This is a genomic window from Streptomyces sp. NPDC054842, from assembly GCF_053611025.1.
Genome location: NZ_JBSGZN010000049.1, coordinates 18,306 through 37,892 on the forward strand (window position 1 = coordinate 18,306; position 19,587 = coordinate 37,892).

The window sequence follows — 19,587 nt, forward strand, 5'->3', positions numbered from 1 at the left end:
TCCCGGACCGAACAGTTCAGGAGTTGCCATGACGACCTCCCCGATTCTGGTCACCGGCGGTACGGGCAACCTGGGGCGCCACGTCGTCCCGCTGCTGAGGGCGGCCGGCCGCGAGGTGCGGGTGCTGAACCGCAGCGGCGGCGCGTCCGCGGACGGCGTCGAGTACGCCGCCGTCGACCTGCTCGACGGCGAGGGTCTCGACGCGGCGCTGGCCGGGGTGGAGACGGTGCTGCACCTGGCGGGCGGCGAGAAGGGCGACGACAGGCTGGCGCGGAACCTGGTGCGGGCCGCGCGCGGCGCCGGGGTGAGGCATCTCGTGTACATCTCGGTCATCGGGGCGGACACCGTGCCCCTGGGCTGGTTCAGGACCCAGCGGGCCGCCGAGGCGGCGATCGTCGACTCGGGCGTGCCGTGGACGATGCTGCGCGCGGCCCAGTTCCACGACATCGTCCTCACGATGGCGGAGAAGATGGCGCGCATGCCGGTCGTGCCCGTGCCCGGCGGGCTGCGGTTGCAGCCCGTGGACTCCCGCGAGGTGGCGGCCCGGCTGGTGGAGCTGGCGCTCGGCCGGCCGGCCGGGCTGGTCCCCGACCTGGCCGGGCCGAAGGTGTACCCGCTCGGCGACCTGCTGCGCGGCTATCTCGGGGCGCGCGGCAAGCGCCGTCCGCTGATGCCGGTGCGGATGCCCGGAAAGGCGGGCCGGGCGTACCGAGCCGGCGAGAACCTCGCGCTGCGGGGCAACGACGTGGGCGAGCTGACCTGGGAGTCCTTCCTCGCCGAGCGGATGGCCTGACCCCCACAGCGACGTCAGGGGCCGAGGCCGGGGGCCGACGGCCGGGGACCGGGGGCCGAGGGACGCGGACGCACGCCACTCCCGGCCCGCCGCCGCCCGACGCCGGGCCCCCGTCCGCCGCTACCGCGTCCTGATCCTCAGGAACGTGACGGAGTTCGCCGGGAAGGTGTACGTGAACCTGTCCGCGACCCCCGTGAAGGTGGACTCGACCGGCGCCACGGGCGTCCGCGTCTCGGTGTTCACCGCTTCCGGGGCCGCCGCGAGCGTGGTCACCGCGGCCTTCGCGGCGACCCGCGCCCCGCCCAGGTCGACGGCCGTACGGGCGTCCGCCGACTGCGCGTTGACCACCTTCACGATCAGGTCGCCGTTCTTCGCGTCCCGGGTGACGACCTGGCGGAACGGCTCGGCCGGCCTGTCGTCGGTGAAGGCGCCCCACCGCTCGCCGTCGAGGTAGAGGGTGACCTGGCGGCCCCGTACCCGGATGTCGATGTCGTAGGCGCGGCCCGTCTCGATCGTGCCCGCCTTGGAGACGAGCGTCGACTTTCCGCCGTCCACGGCCTGCTCCACGGCCGAGGTGGTGTTGTTCCAGCCGCCGAGGTTCCACCAGTAGTGATTCCCGGTGTCCTTGACGCCGAAGGCGACGAGGAAGCCCTCCTTGCCCGACCGCTTGGTGGCCTTCACGTGCAGGTCGTAGTCGTGCCATCCCGGGTCGCCCGCCGAGACCATGGTGTCGGTGGCGGCCTCGTCGGTCTGCACGTACTGCCCGTCCTGGACGCTCCAGCTGCCGGCGCCCGTGTGGGTCCACCGGTCCGCCCCGCCGCCGAAGTCCTCGTCGAGCAGGGTGGTGCCGTCCGCGCCGGTGACCCGGACGTCGTCGTAGGCGGCCGTGGTCGCCCAGGTGGACAGGCCGACGGCGCCCCGGATCGGGCCGCTCACGTCCGGTGTGCCGGTCGCGGTGGAGGGGACGACGCGGTCGCCGACGTTGCGCATGAAGAGCTTCTGCACCTCGTAGTCGGCCGAACCCCAGGAGGCGTGGTTGTTGAACCAGATCATGTCGGGCCGCCACTGCACGTAGTCCTCGTTGGCGAGGAGCGGGGCGTACGAGGCCAGTTTCACGACGTCCGCGTTGCGTTCCAGGCCCGTCATGTACGCGGCTTCGGCGAGGGCGTTGCCGAACGTGTTGCCGCCGGAGGCGTACTCGCCGAGGAAGACCTTCGGGCCACCGCGGTCGTAGGTGTCGTAGCGGTCGTTGTTCTGGAGGAACCACCGCGGGCTGTTGTAGTAGTGCTCGTCGACCATGTCGACGTCCGCGTCGCGGTTGAGCTTCCAGGCGGTGTCGAAGACCGGGCCGCTGTCGTCGGGACCGGAGTTGGAGATGACGGTGATGTCCGGGTGGGCGGCCGCGACGGCCGCGCGGAACTTCTCGAAGCGGGCGAGGAACTCGGCGGGCAGGTTCTCCTCGTTGCCGACCTCCAGGTGGGTGAGGTGGAAGGGCCGGGGGTGGCCCATCGCCGCCCGCCGGGCACCCCACGTGCTGGTGACCGGGCCGTTGGCGAACTCGATGAGGTCGAGCGTGTCCTGGATGTGCCGGCGGAGGAGGGCGTCGTCGTCCGTGGCCCGGTTCTGCCCGCAGCCGGTGACCAGTGCGGGCACGACGGGCAGCGGCATCGCCCCGACGTCCTCCGAGAACTGGAAGTACTCGTAGTAGCCGAGCCCGTAACTCTGGTTGTAGCCCCAGAAGTTGGAGTTCGTGGGACGCTGCTCGACCGGGCCGACGGTGTCCTTCCACTGGTAGGACCGCCGGCGTTCGTAGCCGGAGCTCTCGTCGTACCCCTTCATGCTGCCGGTGTTGACGAGGCAGCCGCCCGGGAAGCGTACGAAGCCCGGGTGGAGGGCGGCGATCTTCTCGGCGAGGTCCTTGCGCAGACCGTGGCCCTTGTACGTGTCGCGCGGCATCAGCGAGACCATGTCGAGCGCCGCCGGACGGCCGGCGGCGACGGTGAGGCGGCCCGTCGTGCTCGTGCGGTCCGCGGTGAACTCCGCGCGGTACTCGGCCCATCCGCCGCGCACGGCGACCCTGCGGACCTGGGCGAGCGGGCCGTCGGCGTCGTGCAGCGACACCGCGAGGGTCGCCCCGGCGGCGGCGCGGGCCCGGACCGAGAATCTGTACGCCTTGCCGCGCTCGACCCTGATCCCGGTGTTGTAACCGGAGTTGGTGACGGACGCGCCGCCGTCGAGGGAGAGGTAGCCGCGGTTGCGGGAGTTGAGCCGTCCCTCGTCGTCCAGCACTCGCGCGGTGCCCGTGGTGTCCCAGGAGGTGAGGGGCATATAGGCGGCGTTGTCCGCGGGACCGTACTCGAAGGACCGGTTCTGGACGAGCTCGGCGTACAGCCCGCCGTCGGCGGCGCGGTTGATGTCCTCGAAGAAGACGCCGTACATCGTGTCGTCGATCCCGGCGCCGGCGCCCTGCGGGTCGACGCTGATCGTGTAGTCGGTGACGTCGGCGGCGTTCGCGGGCCCCGGTAAGGCGGCCGAGGCCAGCAGGAGCACGGCGGCCGTGAGGCCGGTCCTCCAGCGCGTGCGAGTGGGTGACATGGATACTCCGCGGCTCGATGGAGTGGAGCGGGGTGGAGCGACGTGAGGTGACGCGAGGTCGAGTTGTTCGACATGTCGGACGCTGATCTGTACGTCGAACGGCAAGATAGGGAGGGGGCGTGAGCGCGTCAATGGGGCACGTCGTGAACGCGCCGCGCCGCCGGGTACGCGGGGGCCGGATGTGACGGAGAGCGGGACGGGATGGGCGAGTTCAGGCCGGTGGCCGATGTGCTGGGGTTTCTGGCCGGAAGCTGGCGGGTGGACCGCCGCGTGGTGGACCTCGCGGCGGGCACCGAGGGGCGCTTCACGGGCACGACGGTCTTCTCACCTCTGGAGGACGGCGGGGACGGCCTCCTGCACCACGAGTCCGGCACGTTCGTGTGGCAGGGCACGCCCCGGCCCGCCGAGCGGACGCTGTGGTTCCTTCCCGGGGACCGGGCGGGCACCGCGGACGTACGGTTCTCCGACGGACGCCCCTTCCACGACCTCGACCTGTCCAAGGGCCGCCACGTCGCCGTCCATCCCTGCGCGGCGGATCACTACCGGGGCGAGTTCACGGTCCACGACGCCGGCCGCTGGCGCACGGTGTGGCGGGTGGGCGGCCCCGCCAAGGACCTCGTCCTGACCACCGACTACGTCCGTACGGCGCGGGACACCGCCTGACGGGACCGGAGCCGGCCCCGGACAGCCCCCCGGGCCCGGCACGCATGGCGCCGGCCGGGCTTCAGACGCGCTGCAGTCCGGACTCCAGGCGCAGGTTCCAGCGCCCGTTGTGCCCGGTCAGGGTGACCGTCGACAAGGGGCGGACGTCGATGTTCCAGTACGTCGCGGGCTGGGCCTTCAGGGCGTAGACGAGGGCGGCCCGCACGACCGAGGGTTCGGCGACGGCGACGATACGGCTGCCGTCGTCGGCGGGCCGGGTGTCGAGCCAGCCGCCCACCCGGGAGATGAAGGACAGCAGGGACTCGCCGCCGTGCGGGGCGGAGCGCGGATCGGCGAGCCAGGAGTCGACGGCCTCGGGTTCGCGCGCCATCGCCTCGCCGAGGGTGAAGCCGCGCCAGCGCCCCATGTCGCAGTCGCGCAGCGCGAGCTGCACCAGCGGCGCGTAGCCGAGCGCGTCGCCGGTGGCCCTGCTGCGCGGGGTGGGCGAGCAGTACCGCAGCTCCGCCGCGGCGAGCGGCACCAGACCGTGCGCGGCGCGCTGCACCTCGTCCCAGCCGGCCTGGTCCAGCGGCCGGTCGTCCTCGAAACGCTCGGCGAGCAGCGAGGAGCTGCGCGCGGCAGCGACGAAGGTGACCCGAAGATGCATGCGGCGATGGTGGAGCGCGAAAGTCCGCAGGTCAATAGGTGTAACTGAGGGTACTGGCGAGAACACGCCACTCCCCTGAGAGCCGTCGGGGCGCTCCGCTGCACTGCTCGGCGCCCCCGGCGCGGGTCCCCCGGCCGGAGGCGATCTACAGCACTTCGTCGCAGACCGCGCGCAGTCGTCGTACGCCCTCGGTGATCTCGCCCGTGCCCGCGACGGCCGCGAAGCTCAACCGGGCGTGTCCGGCGGGGGGTTCGGCGCTGAAGTAGGGACGGCCCGGCGTCACGGCCACGCCCGCGCGAAGGGCGCCCGCGACGAGCGCGGCCTCGTCCGCGCCGTCGGGCAGGCGCAGCCAGAGCTGGTAACCGCCCGACGGGACGTGCGGCAGGGCGAGTTCGGGCAGGTGCAGGCGCAGCGCGGCCGTCATGGTGTCCCGACGGTTCTTCAACTCGGTTGACAGGGACCGCAGATGGCGGGGCCAGGCCGGGGAGCCGACGAGCTCCAGTGCCGCCTCCTGGAGGGGCCGCGGCACGAAGAAGGTGTCGACGACCTGGATCGCGCGCAGTCGCTCCAGGACCGGGCCGCGGGCGGCGAGCGCGCTCACCCGGAAGCTCGGCGAGGTCGCCTTGGTCAGCGAACAGACGTGCACCACGACTCCGTCGGTGTCGTCGGAGGCGAGCGGTCGCGGCAGCGGTCCCGCGTCCTCGTGGACCAGCCGCCGCACGAAGTCGTCCTCGACGACGAACGCCCCCGCCGCGCGGGCGATGCGCAGCACCTCGCCGCGGCGGTCGGGCGCGAGCACCGCGCCGGTCGGGTTCTGGAACAGCGGCTGGCAGACGAAGACCCGGGCGCCGGTCGCCCTGAACGCGTCGGCCAGCAGCGCCGGCTGCACCCCGTCCCGGTCCACGGGCACCGGTACGGGCCGCAGGCCGGCGGCGCGGGCGATGGCGAGCATGCCGGGATACGTGGGCGACTCGACGAGGACCGGGGCGCCGGGCGGGGCGAGTGCGCGCAGGGCGGTGGTGAGGCCCGACTGGCCGCCCGCGGTGATCAGGACCTCCGCCGCGGAGACGGCTCCGCCGATGCCCCGGGCGAACCACTCCCGCAGCTCGGCGAGGCCCTCGACGGGGGGTCGCGCCCATGCGCCGGGCCGCCGTCCCGCCCGCGACAGGGCCGCGCCCATCGCCCGCTCGGGCTGCAACGAGGGGTGCAGGTAGCCGCCGTTGAACTCGATCACTCCGGGCGGCGGCGCGGCCAGCGACACGAGCACGCCGGAGGCGTCCACGGTGCGCGGGACGAGTTCGGTGGCGGCGTCGGCGCTGAGCGACACGGTCTGCCAGGCGGTGTCCCCGGCCTCGGCGGGGGCGGTACGCGGCTGCGCCCGGAAGGCCCCGGCTCCGGGCCGCGTGACCACCAGGCCCTCCGCGGCGAGCTGCGCCAGCGCCCGGGAGACGGTCACGGGACTGACCCGGAACCGCTCGACGAGGGCCCGGCTCGACGGCAGCTTTCCACCGGGTGAGTAGCGGTCGAGTTCGCTCCGCAGCTTGCTCGCCAGGTCACCGACACTGCTACGCTCTTGCATGACAGCACAGGATAGCGCTACTACCCCGACCAGGATAGCGGTCAGCACGCCCGGCGACACCGGGACCGGCCGGCCCGGCGGACCTCGCGGCGCGGGACCGGAGCACCGGGGAAGCACGCACGACCGAGGCGACGCGCGCACCGGCACCCTGCTGGCCGCTCTCGGCGTCACGGCGTTCTCGCTCACCTTCCCCGCCACCGCCTGGGGCCTCGAAGGGTTCGGCCCCTGGTCGCTCGTCGCCGTCCGCAGCGTCCTCGCGGCCCTGATCGCGGGCGGCTGCCTGCTGGCGCTCCGGGTGCCGCTGCCCGGCCGGCGGCACTGGGCGGGGCTCGCCGTCGTCGCCGGGGGTGTCGTGCTCGGGTTCCCGCTGCTGACGACGCTCGCGCTGGAGACGGCCACCACCTCCCACGCAGCCGTCGTGGTGGGACTGCTGCCGCTGACGACCGCCCTGCTCTCCGCGCTGCGCACCGGGGCGCGGCCCTCCCGCACCTTCTGGGCCGCGGCGCTCGCCGGTGCGGCCGCCGTGATCGCGTTCACCGTGCAGCAGAGCGGCGGCACGCTGACCGGCGCGGACGCGTACCTCTTCGGCGCGCTGCTGGTCTGCGCGGCGGGATACACCGAGGGCGGCCGGCTGGCCCGGATGATGCCGGGCTGGCAGGTCATCGGCTGGGCGCTGGTCCTGTGCCTGCCGCTCTCCGCTCCGGGCGCCCTGGTCGCGCTGTCGTACGAGCCCGTGCGGCTCACCGCGCACAGCGTGGCCGGGCTGCTGTGGGTGGCGGCGGGCTCGCAGTTCCTCGGACTGGTCGTCTGGTACCGCGGCATGGCCGCCATCGGCGTGCCCAAGGCCAGCCAGTTGCAGCTGGCGCAGCCGCTGCTCACACTGGTGTGGTCGGTGCTGCTCCTCGGTGAACGGCTGACACCGGCCGCGCCGCTGACGGCCGCGGCCGTCCTGGTCTGCATCGCGGTCACCCAGCGGACGCGGGGCTGACCGCCGCGCACGGGCCGGTGCAACCGGCCCCTCCGGCCGTAGACTTGCGGCACGGACCGCTACTCCGGCACGTGACGAGGAGGCGCTCACATGCGTGCAACCGTGGGCGACCAGCTGGTGACGCACGGCAGGATCGTCGGCCAGCACGACAAGGTCGCAGAAATCACCGAGGTCATGGGGGCGGAGGGCACTCCCCCGTACCGGGTGCGCTTCCAGGACGGGCACGAGGCAGTGATGTCCCCGGGACCCGACTCCGAGATCCGGCACCCGGACTCCATGAACTGACCGGCGGCGCGGCACAGCTCCGGCTCTCCGCCCGCTCCCCCGACCCCGGCGCCGGACCGATCCCGCGCCGGGGCCCGGTGCAAGCGGTGCTCCGTTCCTGCGCGCGCGTCCCGTCGTCGGCGCCCTTCCGGTCCTCCGCCGGGGCCCGAACCCGGGCGTCGGTTCCGTCGGCGCGGGGCCGCCCGATCCCCTGCCGCCGTCCGCGTCGACCCTCACCGCGCCCGGAAGACCCGGGCCCGGCCGTCCGTCGCCACGCCTTGGCGCCCGCGACCCTGGCCCTGTTCGCCCCGTCGCCCCGTCGCCCCGTCGCCCCGTCGCCCCGTCGCCCCGTCGCCCCGTCGCCCCGTCGCCCCGTCGCCCCCGGACTCCCTACCCCGGTGGCCTCGCCGGGCGTCCGTAGTGGTCGGCGACCACCCGGGCCATCGCGCCGGTCCGGTCCACGGCCACCTCCTTCGCCGAGAAGAAGACGTGCCCGCGCACCTGAGGGATGCCGCGGGCGAGGGCGAGGTGCCGGGACAGCTCGGCCGGGTCCTGCCAGGCGGCGGGCTGCGCCGGGTCACCGGCCTTGTAGAGCGCCTCCCCCACGTACAGCCGCACGCCGCTGCCCTTGACGACCTCCGCCCACCAGGGCACGAGCTTCGCGTAGTCGGCGGCGGGGAAGCCGATGTTCCAGTACACCTGCGGGCAGATGTAGTCGATCCAGCGCCTGCGCACCCAGCTCCGGGTGTCCGCGTACAGGTCGTCGTACGTCTGCACCCCGGCGCGGGTGTCCGAGCCGCGCGGGTCGGTCGCCGCGTTGCGCCACACGGCGAACGGGCTGATCCCGAAGCGGGTCCCGGGCCGGACCTGCCGGACGCGGGCGGCCGTCTCCCGCACGAGCAGGTCGATGTTGTGGCGCCGCCAGGCCGCCCGGTCCGGGAAGCCCGCGCCGTGGGCGGCGTACGCCGCGTCGTCGTCGAAGACCTGGCCGGCGACCGGATACGGGTAGAAGTAGTCGTCCCAGTGCACGGCGTCGACCGGGTACCGGCGCACCGCGTCGAGCATCGCGTCCTGCACGAACGCCCGGACCTCGGGCAGCCCCGGGTTGTAGTGCAGCCGGCCGCCGTACGGCACCACCCAGTCGGGGTGCAGCCGGGCCGGATGCGAGGCGACGAGCCGCGACGGGTCGGTGTGGTTGGCGATCCGGTACGGGTTGAACCAGGCGTGCAGTTCGAGCCCGCGCGCGTGCGCCTCGGCTACCGCCGTGCCGAGCGGGTCCCAGCCGGGGTCCCGGCCCTGGACGCCGGTGAGGTACTGCGACCACGGCTCGTGCGGCGAGGGCCACAACGCGTCGGCGGTCGGCCGTACTTGGAAGATCACGGCGTTGAGCCGGCGGCGCACCGCGGTGTCGAGGTGGGTGAGGAGTTCTGCGCGCTGCTCGGCGGCGGTGAGGCCGGCCCGCGAGGGCCAGTCGCGGTTGGCGACCGTCGCCAGCCACATGCCGCGCATCTCGCGCGCGGCCCGCGCCGCCGGGCCGGGACCGGTGGTCCCCCGCGCTCGGGGGACGGCACCGGCGTCCCCGGCCGCCGACAGACCCGACAGTGCCGCCCACGCGGCCACCGCGAACGCCCGGCGTGACACCCGTCCCATCCGTACACCCCCGTACGCTGCGGATCCGCGCGGTCACGGACCGTCCCGCCGCCCAGCATGCCCGACCCGGACGATCGATCACCGGGACTTCCGGAGTAACGTGCTCGATCGGAGCAGGCACCGGACAACGGGGGTCCTGCGGGCCCGATGATCAGCGAAAGGGACGATGTGACCGACATCGAACGCGTCGGAGTGGTGGGCTGCGGCCAGATGGGGGCGGGCATCGCCGAGGTGTGCGCCCGCGCCGGCCTTGACGTCAAGGTCGCCGAGACCACCGGCGAGGCGTTGGAGATTGGCCGTACCCGCCTTTTCAACTCCCTCTCCAAGGCGGCCGAGCGCGGAAAGATCTCCGCGGAGGAGCTGCAGGCGACCCAGGACCGGCTCACCTTCACCACCGACCTCGGCGAGTTCGCCGACCGTGACCTGGTGATCGAGGCCGTCGTCGAGAACGAGCAGGTCAAGACCGAGATCTTCCAGATCCTGGACCAGGTGGTGACCCGGCAGGACGCGATCCTCGCCTCCAACACCTCCTCGATCCCGCTGGTGAAGCTGGCCGTCGCCACCTCGCGTCCCGACCAGGTCATCGGCATCCACTTCTTCAACCCGGCCCCGGTGCAGCAGCTCGTCGAGCTGATCCCTGCGCTGACCACCTCCGAGGGGACCCTCAGCCGGGCCCAGGCACTGGTCGAGAAGATCCTCGGGAAGCACGCGATCCGCGCCCAGGACCGCTCGGGCTTCGTGGTCAACGCCCTGCTGATCCCCTATCTCCTCTCGGCGATCCGGATGTTCGAGTCGGGCATCGCGAGCCGCGAGGACATCGACAACGGCATGGAGCTGGGCTGCGCGCACCCGATGGGCCCGCTGAAGCTGTCCGACCTGATCGGCCTGGACACGGTGGCCTCGGTCGCGTACTCGATGTACGAGGAGTACAAGGAGCCGCTGTACGCCGCTCCCCCGCTGCTCCAGCGCATGGTGGACGCGGGCCGGCTGGGCCGCAAGACGGGCTCCGGGTTCTACTCGTACTCCTGAGCGCTGCACCGGGGAGGCTCCCGGCTCTCGGCCGCGCGTGGTCGCGGACGCCCGGGACGCGGGCGGCGGCCGACCGGCTACGCGCCCTCCACCCACGTCCGATCCGGCCACGTACGTCCGGATTCGGTCACGGCGGCCTGATGGCACCCCCTGACGGCCGCTTTTGGACACGCTCCGTCACCCATGGGCGTTCGCGGGCCCGGCTCTCGTCCGAGAGCCGGGCCCGCTCCATTCACACACCGTGTGCGCGCCGGGCCCGCATATGCCCCTCGCACACGCTCCCCACGCACCCACCAGGCGAGTTGACTTTCCGTGCACGCGTAAGGGATGTGATGACTACGGAAAGGAGCGGTTCTGTGACCGTCGACCCCGAGCATCCCGTGGTCCAAGGGGAACTCGCAGAGTTACGGCGCCGCCTCGACGTTGCGCACGCACGCGTCGAGGGAGGGCTGGCCCTGCTCAGCCACCGCGTCGAGCAGACCGCCAAGGAGCTCGACGACCTGAGCGCCCGGGTCGTCGCGCTGGAACACACCCGCTGGCCCTTGCCCGCGGTGGCGGCCGTCACGGCCGTGGGTGCCCTCGTCGTGGCGATCTGGCAGGCTCTCGCGCACTAGGACCCCGTCCTTCAGGACGCCGCGGGATGTCAGGGCAAGGCGTCCTGCCCGAGCCTCAGGTGGTGCAACAGGAGCAGCGCGGCCGCCATGTTGGCGGCCGGGACCTCGCCGCGGGCGACCATGTCCGGGACGAGTTTCAAGGGAACCCATTCCCGGCGGTCCGACTCGAAGTCGTCCACGGGATGCCCGATGTACGTGCCTTCGTCCGCCCAGTAGATGTGGTGCCTGGCGTCGGTGAGCCCGTTGCAGGGCTCGACGCTCATCAGCGGGCGCAGGGGTCCCGGCCGCCAGCCGGTCTCCTCCTCCAGTTCGCGGGCCGCCGCGACGGCGATGTCCTCGCCGTCCTCGACGACCCCCGCCGCCAGTTCCCATCCCCAGCTGTCGGTGATGAACCGGTGCCGCCACAGCAGCAGCACCTCGTTGGCCTCGTTGACCACCGTGGCCACGGCCACGGGCCGCAGCCGTATCAGGAAGTGGTCGAGATGCCGACCGTCCGGTAGTTCGACATCTGCGAGATTGACGCTGAACCAGCGGTTTGCATACACAGTTTGTTCGTTTCGTTTCGTCCACTGCACGGTTCTGCCACCTTCCGCCGAGTAGATGGCAATATCGCAGCAGAGGCGTCGTGGCAGCAGGCTCACGGCGGTCCGCGCACAGCGCAGCGGCAGGCGCAGTGGCGCACACGGGGACGGGCACACGGGCGCCCCGGCGCGGCGGGACGCTCCACCCGGCTTCGTACTCCCGCGGACGCGGCGACAGGTCCGCCCGGGTCCTCTACAGCGGTACGCGCAGCGCCCCGTCGATGAGTTCGGCGGCCTCGGACGTACCCGCGCAACCGCTGGTCACCAGGTGTTCGCGCACCGCCCGCAGTCTGTCGCGCAGTCTCTGCGACTCCATCCCCCGCGCCTGCTCCGCCATCTGGACGGCGGTCGCCACCGCCTTGTCCGCGTTCCCCTGGCGCAGCTCGATCTGGCTCAGCATGGCGAGCCGGTGCACCCGGCCCCGGTCGTGCGCCGGGGTGTCCACCGCCGCCGCGGCGTGCTCCGCCGCCGCCACCAGGTCCCCGAGGCTGAGCAGCGCCTCCGCCACCTGTACGTTCACCAGGCCCGGCTGGACATAGCCGGTCTCGTCCGGCTCGTAGCCGCGCCGGATGCGCTCGGCCGCCTGCTCGGCACGCCGGATGCAGGACAACGCGCTGCTGCCGTCGCCGAGATGGGCGTACGCCTTGGCTTGCATCGCGTAGAGGTCGGAGGCGAGCGCCGGGGTGATGTGCCGGCCCGCGGCCCGCAGCGCGGCCTCGGCGAAGGCGACGGACTGCCGGTACTCCCGCATGAACAGCGACTGGTTGACGAGCAGCGCTATGACGTAGGCCCCGAGCCCCCGGTCCCCGCTGGCCTTCGCCAGGCGCAGCGCCTGGTGGAAGTAGCGCTGGGCCAGTCCGTGCGCGTCGGAGTCGTAGGCGCAGATGCCCGCGATGGCGACCAGCCCGCCGGTGGCGCGGTGGAGTTGGCGGCCGGTCTCGTCGGTGTAGCTGCCGCGCAGCAGCGGTGCGGTCTCGGAGTTGAGGAAGCCGACGATCCGGGTGCGCGTCGCGATCCCGCCCGCCTTGCGGTACATCTGCTCGTAGTGCGCGCGGGCCGCGCGGAGCATCTCGATGTCGGCCATCTTGACGCGGTGGCGGCCGCCGCGGGAGACGTCGACGTCCTCGGGCGGGTTCTCCCACTCCCACACGGGCATCACGGCGGGCGTGCCGGTGACGGCCGGGGCGCCGAGGATGTGCGGACGCTGCTGCTCGTCGGAGCGCCACAGCGCGGTGGCCCGCTCGACGAAGCCGGAGAGCGAGGTGCCGTGCGGCACGGCGGGCTCACCCGGTACGCCGAGGCCGATGTCGTCGAGGGTGACCGGCCGGTGCAGCCGCCCCGCCAGCACCTCGCAGATCAGGTCCGGCACCTGGCCGCGCGGGCGCTGCCCCTTCAGCCACCGCGCCACAGCGGTGTGTTCGTAGCGCAGGGCCAGGCCGCGTGCCCGCCCCGCCTGGTTCACGTGCGCGGCGAGTCCCGCGTGCGAGATCCCCGCCTCGTCGAGGATCGCGTCGAGCAGGGTGTTGGGCTGCATGGAGGCCCTCCGGTGGCTCGGTGCCGACAGCGTAGTGCGGTCGGCTTCACACGGGGTGTGAAGGGAATGCCCGAATCCGCGGAGTACACGCGCTGTCGCGGAGCGTTCCGGGCCGGTTGACTGAAATGCCTCGCAAGAGGCCGGTCGGGCCGCCGGCTCCCCCTCGTACAGTGCGGCGGCCCGCTTCCGCGCCGTCCGCCCGGCTGCCTGCCCGACACTCCGTGGCGGGGCGGACGGCGTGCCGGCCTCAGACGACGGGGTACGCGCGCCGCCCCACACGTTCGCCGCGGGCCTGGACGGGCCGGCGGGCGTTGCGGAGCACGAGCAGGGCGACGTCGTCGGTGGGGGTGCCGCCGGTGTGGCGCAGCAGACCGGAGAAGACGGTGCCGAGCACGGCCTGGGGTGTGAGGGGACGGGTACGGAGGGACTCGGCGAGGGCGGCGGGCAGCGAGAAGAACCGGCCACGGCTGTCCCGCGCGTCCTCGACTCCGTCCGTGTGCAGGACGAGCGTCTCCCCGGGGAGCAGCCGGCCGTGCCGCCCCGGCGACAGCTCGGCGGGAAGCGGGAACGGGCCGAGCGGCGGCAGGGGTTCACCGCACGACAGCGGTTCGACGCGGTCGGGGCCGCCGTCCGGTCCCGTGTCGCCGCGCAGCAGGTGGGGCCACGGGTGGCCGCAGTTGAGCACGCTCATCTCGCCGTCGCAGCCGATCTCCAGGAGCAGCACGGTGACGAACTCCTCGGCGACCGGGTTGTCCGGTTCCGGGCCGACGGCGGGGTGCTCGGCCCGTGCCCGCTCCCGCAGGTGCCGGGCCAGGGCGCGGTCGAGCCGGGTCAGCACCCGGGGGAGGTCGGGTTCGTCGTACGCGGCCTCGCGGAAGCTGCCGAGGACGGCGGCGACGGTGGAGATGGCGCCGAGGCCGTGCCCGCGGACGTCGCCGATCACGGCCCGCACCCCGTGCTCGGTGGCGACCACCTCGTACAGATCGCCGCCGACGACGGCGCAGCGGTCGGCGGAGAGCTGGGCCACGGCGATGTCGAGGCCGCCGATCCGCGGTGGCAGTGGACGCAGGAGGACGCTCTGCGCGGCCCCGGCGACCCTGCGGATCTGCCGGAGTTCCCGGAGCAGCGTCCGGCGGACGTGGACGATCAGTCCGGTGCCGACCACGAAGAAGACGGCGCTGGTGACGATCCGGGCACCGAGCCCGTGCTGCTGGGCCGGCGGGCAGGCCAGTTTGTACGTGATGGCACCGGCGCCCCAGAGAGTGGGCAGGCCCAGCGACAGGGCACGGCGGACGGGCTGCCGGTCGGCCCGGCGCACCGCGCGGACCAGCCGACTCCGTAACACTCCCCCGTGGCCGCCGGACGGGACGGCCACCCCGGCCGACGGCCGGGAACGCCTGCCGGGCCACACCCTGCGGACAGCCCCAGCCTTGGTACGGATCATGCCGACGGCCCCCCATCAGGCCCTGACTGCGCAGAATGGCCCGCGGCGTCCGCCGACGCCTCCTGGGCCGGTCCGATTCTGTCGACCGCATGCCCCGAACGGACCAGATCGCCCGGAGTTGTCACCCGAACGAGTGAGGGGCACGCCCGGCGAACCGGACGTGCCCCTCATTCCTCGGCTCACGGGTCACCTCGGGCGACCCGGGACGCTCACGCCCCGCGCAGCACCGCCCCGGTACGGTCCGCCGCCAGCGCGACGGCCGCGTCACGGGCCGCGGTGGCCTCGTCGACGGTCAGGGTGCGGTCGGCGGCCCGGAAGCGCAGCGCGTACGCCAGGGACTTCTTGCCCTCGCCGAGCTGCTCGCTCTCGTAGACGTCGAACAGCCGGACGGACTCCAGGAGTTCACCGGCGCCGTCACGCAGCGCCGCCTCCACGTCCGCGTGCGGGACGAACTTGTCGACGACCAGCGCGACGTCCTGGGTGGCGATCGGGAACGCCGAGATGTGCGGGCCCTTCGGCAGGCCGGCGCTCGCCAGCTCCAGCGCGTCCAGGTCCAGCTCCGCCGCGCAGGTGCGCGCGGGCAGGCCCAGCGCCTTGACGACCCGGGGGTGCAGCTCGCCCGCGTGGCCGATGACGCGCTCGGCGCCGTCGATCACCACGGCCAGCTCGGCGCAGCGGCCCGGGTGCCAGGGCCCGTACTGGCCGGTGCGCACGAGCAGTTCGGTGCCCGCCTCCCGGGCCAGGGTGCGCGCGGCCTCGACCGCGTCGGCCCAGTCGGCCGGGCGGCCCTTGCCCCACCAGCCGGCCTGCTCGCGGGCGCCCGCGAGGACGACGGCTGCGTGCCGGGGCTGGACGGGGAGCGCGGCGGTCAGCGACGCGATCTCCTCGTCGGTGGGACGGCGGTCGACGGGCAGCCGGACCGCGACGCGCTGCTCCTCGCGCGGCTGGAAGACCAGGCCGGTCTCGAACAGCGCGAGGTCGTGGCTGCCCCGGCCGTCGTTGCGGCGCAGGGCGGCGAGCAGCCCCGGCAGCAGCGTCGTACGGAGGGCGGGCTCCTCGTCGGAGAGCGGGTTGGCCAGCTTGACGACCCGGCGCTTCGGGTCGTCGGCCTCCAGGCCGAGCTGATCGAAGACGTGCTCGCCGAGGAACGGGTAGTTCAGCGCCTCGACGTAGCCGGCGCCGGCCAGCGCGCGGCCGAACCGGCGGTGCAGCCGCTGCCGGCCGGTCAGGCCCCGGCCCGCGGGGGGCTTGGGCAGGGTGGAGGGCAGGTTCTCGTAGCCCTCCAGCCGGATGACCTCTTCGGCCAGGTCGTTCGGGTCCGTGAGGTCGGGCCGCCAGGAGGGCACGGTGACGATCAGCTCGTCCTGCCCGTAGACGTCGCAGCCGACCTGCTGGAGGCGGCGTACGACGGTCTCGCGGCCGTACTCGACACCCGCGACCCGGTCCGGGTGGTTCGCCGGGAGGGTGATGGTGTGCGGCGCGGAGGGCGCGACGACCTGGGTGACCCCGGCGTCGGCGGTGCCGCCGGCGAGGAGGACGAGCAGGTCGACCGTGCGCTGGGCGGCGGCGGCCGCGGCCTCCGGGTCGACCCCGCGCTCGAAGCGCCGGGACGCCTCGGACGCCAGCTTGTGCCGGCGCGCGGTGCGGGCGATCGAGATCGCGTCGAAGTGCGCGGCCTCGACGACGACCTCGGTGGTGGTGCCCTCGGTGTCGTCGATCTCCGTGTCGGCGCCGCCCATGACGCCCGCGAGGCCGATCGGCCCCCGGTCGTCGGTGATGACGAGGTCGCCGGCGTCGAGCGTGCGCTGCACGCCGTCGAGCGTGGTGAGCTTCTCGCCCTGCTCGGCCCGGCGCACGCCGATCGCGCCCTGGACGCGGGAGCGGTCGTACGCGTGCAGGGGCTGGCCGAGCTCCAGCATCACGTAGTTGGTGATGTCGACGGCGAGCGAGATCGGGCGCATGCCGGCCTTCTGCAGACGGCGCTGCAGCCAGATCGGGGAGCGCGCCTCGGGGTCGAGGCCGGTGACGGTGCGGGCGGTGAAGCGGTCGCAGCCCTGGGGGTCCGAGACGCGCACCGGGTGACCGAAGGCGTTCGGGGCCGGCACGTCGAGCAGCGCCGGGTCGCGCAGCGGCAGGCCGTACGCGATGGCGGCCTCGCGGGCCACCCCGCGCATCGACAGGCAGTAGCCGCGGTCGGGCGTGACGGCGATGTCGAGGACCTCGTCGACGAGTTCGAGCAGCTCGACGGCGTCGGTGCCCGGCTCGTACTCCGGCGGCAGCACGATGATGCCGTGCGAACCGTCGTCGCCCATGCCCAGCTCGTCGCCGGAGCAGATCATGCCGTGCGAGGTGCGGCCGTACGTCTTGCGGGCGGCGATCGCGAAGTCGCCGGGCAGGACGGCGCCGGGCAGCACCACGACGACCTTGTCGCCGACGGAGAAGTTGCGGGCGCCGCAGACGATCTCCTGCGGCTCGCCGGTGCCGTTGGCCCGGCCGACGTCGACGGTGCAGAAGCGGATGGGCTTCTTGAAGCCCTCCAGCTCCTCGATGGTCAGCACCTGGCCGACGACGAGGGGGCCCTTGAGGTCGGCGCCGAGCCGCTCGACCCGCTCGACCTCCAGGCCGGCGGACACGAGCTTGGCCTGCACGTCGCGGCCGGTCTCGGTGGCCGGCAGGTCGACGTACTCCCGCAGCCAGGAAAGCGGGACCCGCATCAGATCTCCATCCCGAACGGCCGGGTGAACCGGACGTCACCCTCGACCATGTCTCGCATGTCTTCGACGTTGTGGCGGAACATCAGCATCCGCTCGATGCCGAACCCGAAGGCGAATCCGCTGTACTTCTCCGGGTCCACGCCGCAGGCGACGAGGACGCGCGGGTTGACCATGCCGCAGCCGCCGAGCTCGATCCAGCCCTCGCTGGAGCAGGTGCGGCAGGGCCGGTCGGGGTTGCCGACGGAGGCGCCCCGGCAGACGTAGCAGAGCATGTCCATCTCGGCGGACGGCTCGGTGAAGGGGAAGTAGTTCGGGCGCAGCCGGGTCTTCATGTCGGCGCCGAAGAGCGACTGGACCATGTGGTCCAGGGTGCCCTTGAGGTCGGCCATGGTCAGGCCCTCGTCCACGGCCAGCAGCTCGATCTGGTGGAAGACCGGCGTGTGCGTGGCGTCCAGCTCGTCGGTGCGGTACACCCGGCCGGGGCACACCACGTAGACGGGCGGCTCGCGGTCGAGCATGGCGCGGGCCTGCACCGGGGAGGTGTGCGTCCGCAGCACGACACCGGACTCGTCGCCCGAGCCGCCGTCGGGGCCCTGCACGAAGAACGTGTCCTGCATCTGCCGGGCCGGGTGGTCGGGCGTGAAGTTCAGGGCGTCGAAGTTGAACCACTCCGCCTCGGCCTCGGGGCCCTCCGCGATCTCGTATCCCATGGACACGAAGACGTCGGCGACCCGCTCCATGAACGTGGTGAGCGGGTGGCGCGCGCCCGCCGGTACCCGGTCGTGGGGCAGCGTGACGTCCACCGCCTCCTCGACCAGGACCCGGGTGTCGCGCTCGGCCTCCAGCTCGGTCTGGCGGGCGGCGAGTGCCTTGCTCACGGCGCCGCGGGCCTGGCCCACGCGCTTGCCGGCCTCGGCCTTGGCGTGCGGGGGCAGAGCGCCGATCTCGCGGTTGGCGAGGGCCAGCGGCGAGGCGCCGCCGGTGTGGGCGACCTTGGCCTCCTGGAGCGCGTCGAGGTCGCCGGCGGCCGCGAAGGCGGCGAGCGCCTCGTCCCGCATGCGCTCGATCTCTTCCGGTTTCAAGGCCTCGACCTCTACAGGGTCGTACGACTTATTCGGTGCCGACATCTCTTCCCGTGCTTCCGGTTGGCTGGCGGATGGTCCCCGTCCCGACTCGGGGGACGCATCGTCCCTGAAACGGGGACGCAAAGGTGCCAAAGGCCGAGTCTAACGGGGGTGGGAGCCTCTCCCCGACTGGGCGTCCGGGCGGGCTCGGTACGACGGCGCCCGTGGGGCCCTCTCGGCGCTACAGGAGGTACGCCGGGGTGCCCACGGGCAACGTAAATCGGAACTCGGCGCCGCCGCCGGGGGCGCGGCCGACCGTGATGGTGCCGCCGTGGGCCTCGACGATGCCCTTGACGATGTAGAGCCCGAGCCCGGTGCCGCCGCGCTTGCTGCCCCGCCAGAAGCGGGTGAAGACGCGGTTCATGGACTCCTCCGGGATGCCGGTGCCCTCGTCGCTCACGGTGACCGACGTACCGGCGTCCTCCCCTTCGCGCGGGGACGCCGAGGGCGTGACGTCGATGGTGACGGTTCCCTCGCCGTGGCGCACGGCATTTTCCAGCAGGTTGCTGAGGACCTGGTCGACCTTGTCGGGGTCGGCCCACAGCGCGGGCAGCGGATGCTCGATGCGCAGCAGGAAGCGGTCGGCGGGCTGGCCGGCGGCCACGTACGCCTGGATGTGGCGGCCCACGGCGGCGCCGATGTCGACGGGCTGGCGGCGCACTTCGAGGCGTCCGGAGTCGATGCGGGAGATGTCGAGCAGCTCGGCGATGAGCCGGGTGACGCGGTCCGCGTCGGCGTCGACGGTCTCCAGCATCAGCTTCTTCTGGTCGTCGGTGAAGCGCTCCCACTTCGCGAGCAGGGTCGCCGTGAACCCCTTGACGGAGGTGAGGGGGGAGCGCAGCTCGTGGGCGACGGTGGCGATCAGCTCGGCGTGGCTGCGCTCGGTGCGGCGGCGGGCCTCGGTGTCGCGCAGGGAGACGATCACGCGGCGGACGGGACCGGTGGGCCGGGTGCGCACGTAGCGGGCGGAGACGAGCACCTCGCGGCCGCCGGGCAGCAGCAGGTTCCGTTCGGGCTGGCCGACCCGGATCGCCAGGCCGCCGTACGGGTCGGTGAGCTGCCACCAGCGGCGGCCTTCGAGGTCCTCCAGCGGCAGGGCCCGCTCCAGGCGGCGTCCGAGGGCCTCGGCGGCGGGCACCGCGGTGATCCGGGCGGCCGCGGCGTTGAAGCAGATCACGCGGCCGTGCTCGTCGGCGACGACGAGTCCGTCCGGCAGGTCGTCCGGACCGATGTCCGGCCCGGCTCCGAGTTCGGCGGGATCACCGCGCCGGGCCGCGGGCGTGCCCCGCACGTCCCGTGCCCCCCGCGTGCCGACACCCATCCCCGTACCCCACCTCTCGTCTGGCGCAGAGGGCCCCCGAGCCCGTCA

General features: G+C 73.4%; 16 protein-coding genes. 6 read left to right on the forward strand and 10 right to left on the reverse strand.

The genetic code is table 11. The features are described 5' to 3' along the window. Positions 1 to 28: 28 nt before the first annotated feature. The gene (locus tag ACWGIS_RS29700; RefSeq protein ID WP_453365547.1) at positions 29 to 793 is read left to right on the forward strand and encodes an SDR family oxidoreductase; all 765 of its coding nucleotides are present in this window, start codon (positions 29 to 31) and stop codon (positions 791 to 793) included. Between the two features lie 120 nt (positions 794 to 913). Here the strand turns inward: ACWGIS_RS29700 and ACWGIS_RS29705 are convergent, their stop codons facing one another. Then, positions 914 to 3,388, reverse strand: a complete 2,475-nt coding sequence (locus ACWGIS_RS29705) for an alpha-L-arabinofuranosidase C-terminal domain-containing protein (protein WP_453365548.1) — start codon at positions 3,386 to 3,388, stop codon at positions 914 to 916. Positions 3,389 to 3,589: 201 nt separating this feature from the next. Here ACWGIS_RS29705 and ACWGIS_RS29710 point away from each other — a divergent pair, with 201 nt between their 5' ends. Then, positions 3,590 to 4,051 carry a DUF6314 family protein gene (locus ACWGIS_RS29710; protein ID WP_453365549.1) on the forward strand — a complete coding sequence of 154 codons (462 nt, stop codon included), beginning with the start codon at positions 3,590 to 3,592 and terminating at the stop codon, positions 4,049 to 4,051. A 61-nt stretch (positions 4,052 to 4,112) separates the two neighbouring features. On the opposite strand, the gene ACWGIS_RS29715 is transcribed toward ACWGIS_RS29710, so the two are convergent. Both ACWGIS_RS29715 and ACWGIS_RS29720 read right to left on the reverse strand, forming a co-directional pair. Next, positions 4,113 to 4,697 (reverse strand): histidine phosphatase family protein, encoded by a 585-nt coding sequence (locus ACWGIS_RS29715; RefSeq protein ID WP_453365550.1) that lies wholly within the window; start codon positions 4,695 to 4,697, stop codon positions 4,113 to 4,115. 145 nt (positions 4,698 to 4,842) lie between these two features. Continuing rightward, the gene (locus tag ACWGIS_RS29720) at positions 4,843 to 6,276 is read right to left on the reverse strand and encodes an aminotransferase-like domain-containing protein (protein ID WP_453365551.1); all 1,434 of its coding nucleotides are present in this window, start codon (positions 6,274 to 6,276) and stop codon (positions 4,843 to 4,845) included. On the opposite strand from ACWGIS_RS29720, the gene ACWGIS_RS29725 reads away from it, so the two are divergent. Beyond that, positions 6,275 to 7,264, forward strand: a complete 990-nt coding sequence (locus ACWGIS_RS29725) for a DMT family transporter (RefSeq protein ID WP_453365552.1) — start codon at positions 6,275 to 6,277, stop codon at positions 7,262 to 7,264. The two genes, ACWGIS_RS29720 and ACWGIS_RS29725, sit on opposite strands and share 2 nt — an antisense overlap. Before the next feature lie 90 nt (positions 7,265 to 7,354). Continuing rightward, complete coding sequence (locus ACWGIS_RS29730; RefSeq protein ID WP_453365553.1) at positions 7,355 to 7,549, forward strand: DUF1918 domain-containing protein; 195 nt, start codon at positions 7,355 to 7,357, stop codon at positions 7,547 to 7,549. Positions 7,550 to 7,918: 369 nt separating this feature from the next. On the opposite strand, the gene ACWGIS_RS29735 is transcribed toward ACWGIS_RS29730, so the two are convergent. Next, positions 7,919 to 9,178 carry a glycoside hydrolase family 10 protein gene (locus tag ACWGIS_RS29735; RefSeq protein WP_453365554.1) on the reverse strand — a complete coding sequence of 420 codons (1,260 nt, stop codon included), beginning with the start codon at positions 9,176 to 9,178 and terminating at the stop codon, positions 7,919 to 7,921. Between the two features lie 147 nt (positions 9,179 to 9,325). On the opposite strand from ACWGIS_RS29735, the gene ACWGIS_RS29740 reads away from it, so the two are divergent. Together ACWGIS_RS29740 and ACWGIS_RS29745 are read left to right on the forward strand one after the other, a co-directional pair. Next, positions 9,326 to 10,207: a 3-hydroxybutyryl-CoA dehydrogenase gene (locus tag ACWGIS_RS29740; protein WP_453365555.1), complete on the forward strand. Its 882-nt coding sequence runs from the start codon at positions 9,326 to 9,328 to the stop codon at positions 10,205 to 10,207. A 356-nt stretch (positions 10,208 to 10,563) separates the two neighbouring features. Continuing rightward, a complete protein-coding gene (locus ACWGIS_RS29745; protein ID WP_453365556.1) occupies positions 10,564 to 10,821 on the forward strand; it encodes a hypothetical protein in 258 nt (85 codons plus the stop codon). Between the two features lie 29 nt (positions 10,822 to 10,850). Here the strand turns inward: ACWGIS_RS29745 and ACWGIS_RS29750 are convergent, their stop codons facing one another. The 6 genes from ACWGIS_RS29750 to ACWGIS_RS29775 all read right to left on the reverse strand — a co-directional run bounded on the left by ACWGIS_RS29750 (position 10,851) and on the right by ACWGIS_RS29775 (position 19,539). Beyond that, the gene (locus ACWGIS_RS29750; protein ID WP_453365557.1) at positions 10,851 to 11,396 is read right to left on the reverse strand and encodes an NUDIX hydrolase; all 546 of its coding nucleotides are present in this window, start codon (positions 11,394 to 11,396) and stop codon (positions 10,851 to 10,853) included. Between the two features lie 199 nt (positions 11,397 to 11,595). After that, positions 11,596 to 12,936, reverse strand: coding sequence for a transcriptional regulator (locus tag ACWGIS_RS29755; protein WP_453365558.1), 1,341 nt, complete (start codon positions 12,934 to 12,936; stop codon positions 11,596 to 11,598). Positions 12,937 to 13,183: 247 nt separating this feature from the next. Then, positions 13,184 to 14,380 (reverse strand): PP2C family protein-serine/threonine phosphatase, encoded by a 1,197-nt coding sequence (locus ACWGIS_RS29760; protein WP_453365559.1) that lies wholly within the window; start codon positions 14,378 to 14,380, stop codon positions 13,184 to 13,186. 209 nt (positions 14,381 to 14,589) lie between these two features. Beyond that, positions 14,590 to 17,094, reverse strand: coding sequence for a phenylalanine--tRNA ligase subunit beta (gene pheT, locus ACWGIS_RS29765; protein ID WP_453365560.1), 2,505 nt, complete (start codon positions 17,092 to 17,094; stop codon positions 14,590 to 14,592). Further along, positions 17,094 to 18,221: a phenylalanine--tRNA ligase subunit alpha gene (gene pheS / locus ACWGIS_RS29770; RefSeq protein ID WP_453365561.1), complete on the reverse strand. Its 1,128-nt coding sequence runs from the start codon at positions 18,219 to 18,221 to the stop codon at positions 17,094 to 17,096. The genes pheT and pheS overlap by 1 nt, the downstream gene beginning before the upstream one ends. Positions 18,222 to 18,399: 178 nt before the next feature. Beyond that, positions 18,400 to 19,539, reverse strand: coding sequence for an ATP-binding protein (locus tag ACWGIS_RS29775; protein WP_453365562.1), 1,140 nt, complete (start codon positions 19,537 to 19,539; stop codon positions 18,400 to 18,402). Positions 19,540 to 19,587: the final 48 nt, after the last annotated feature.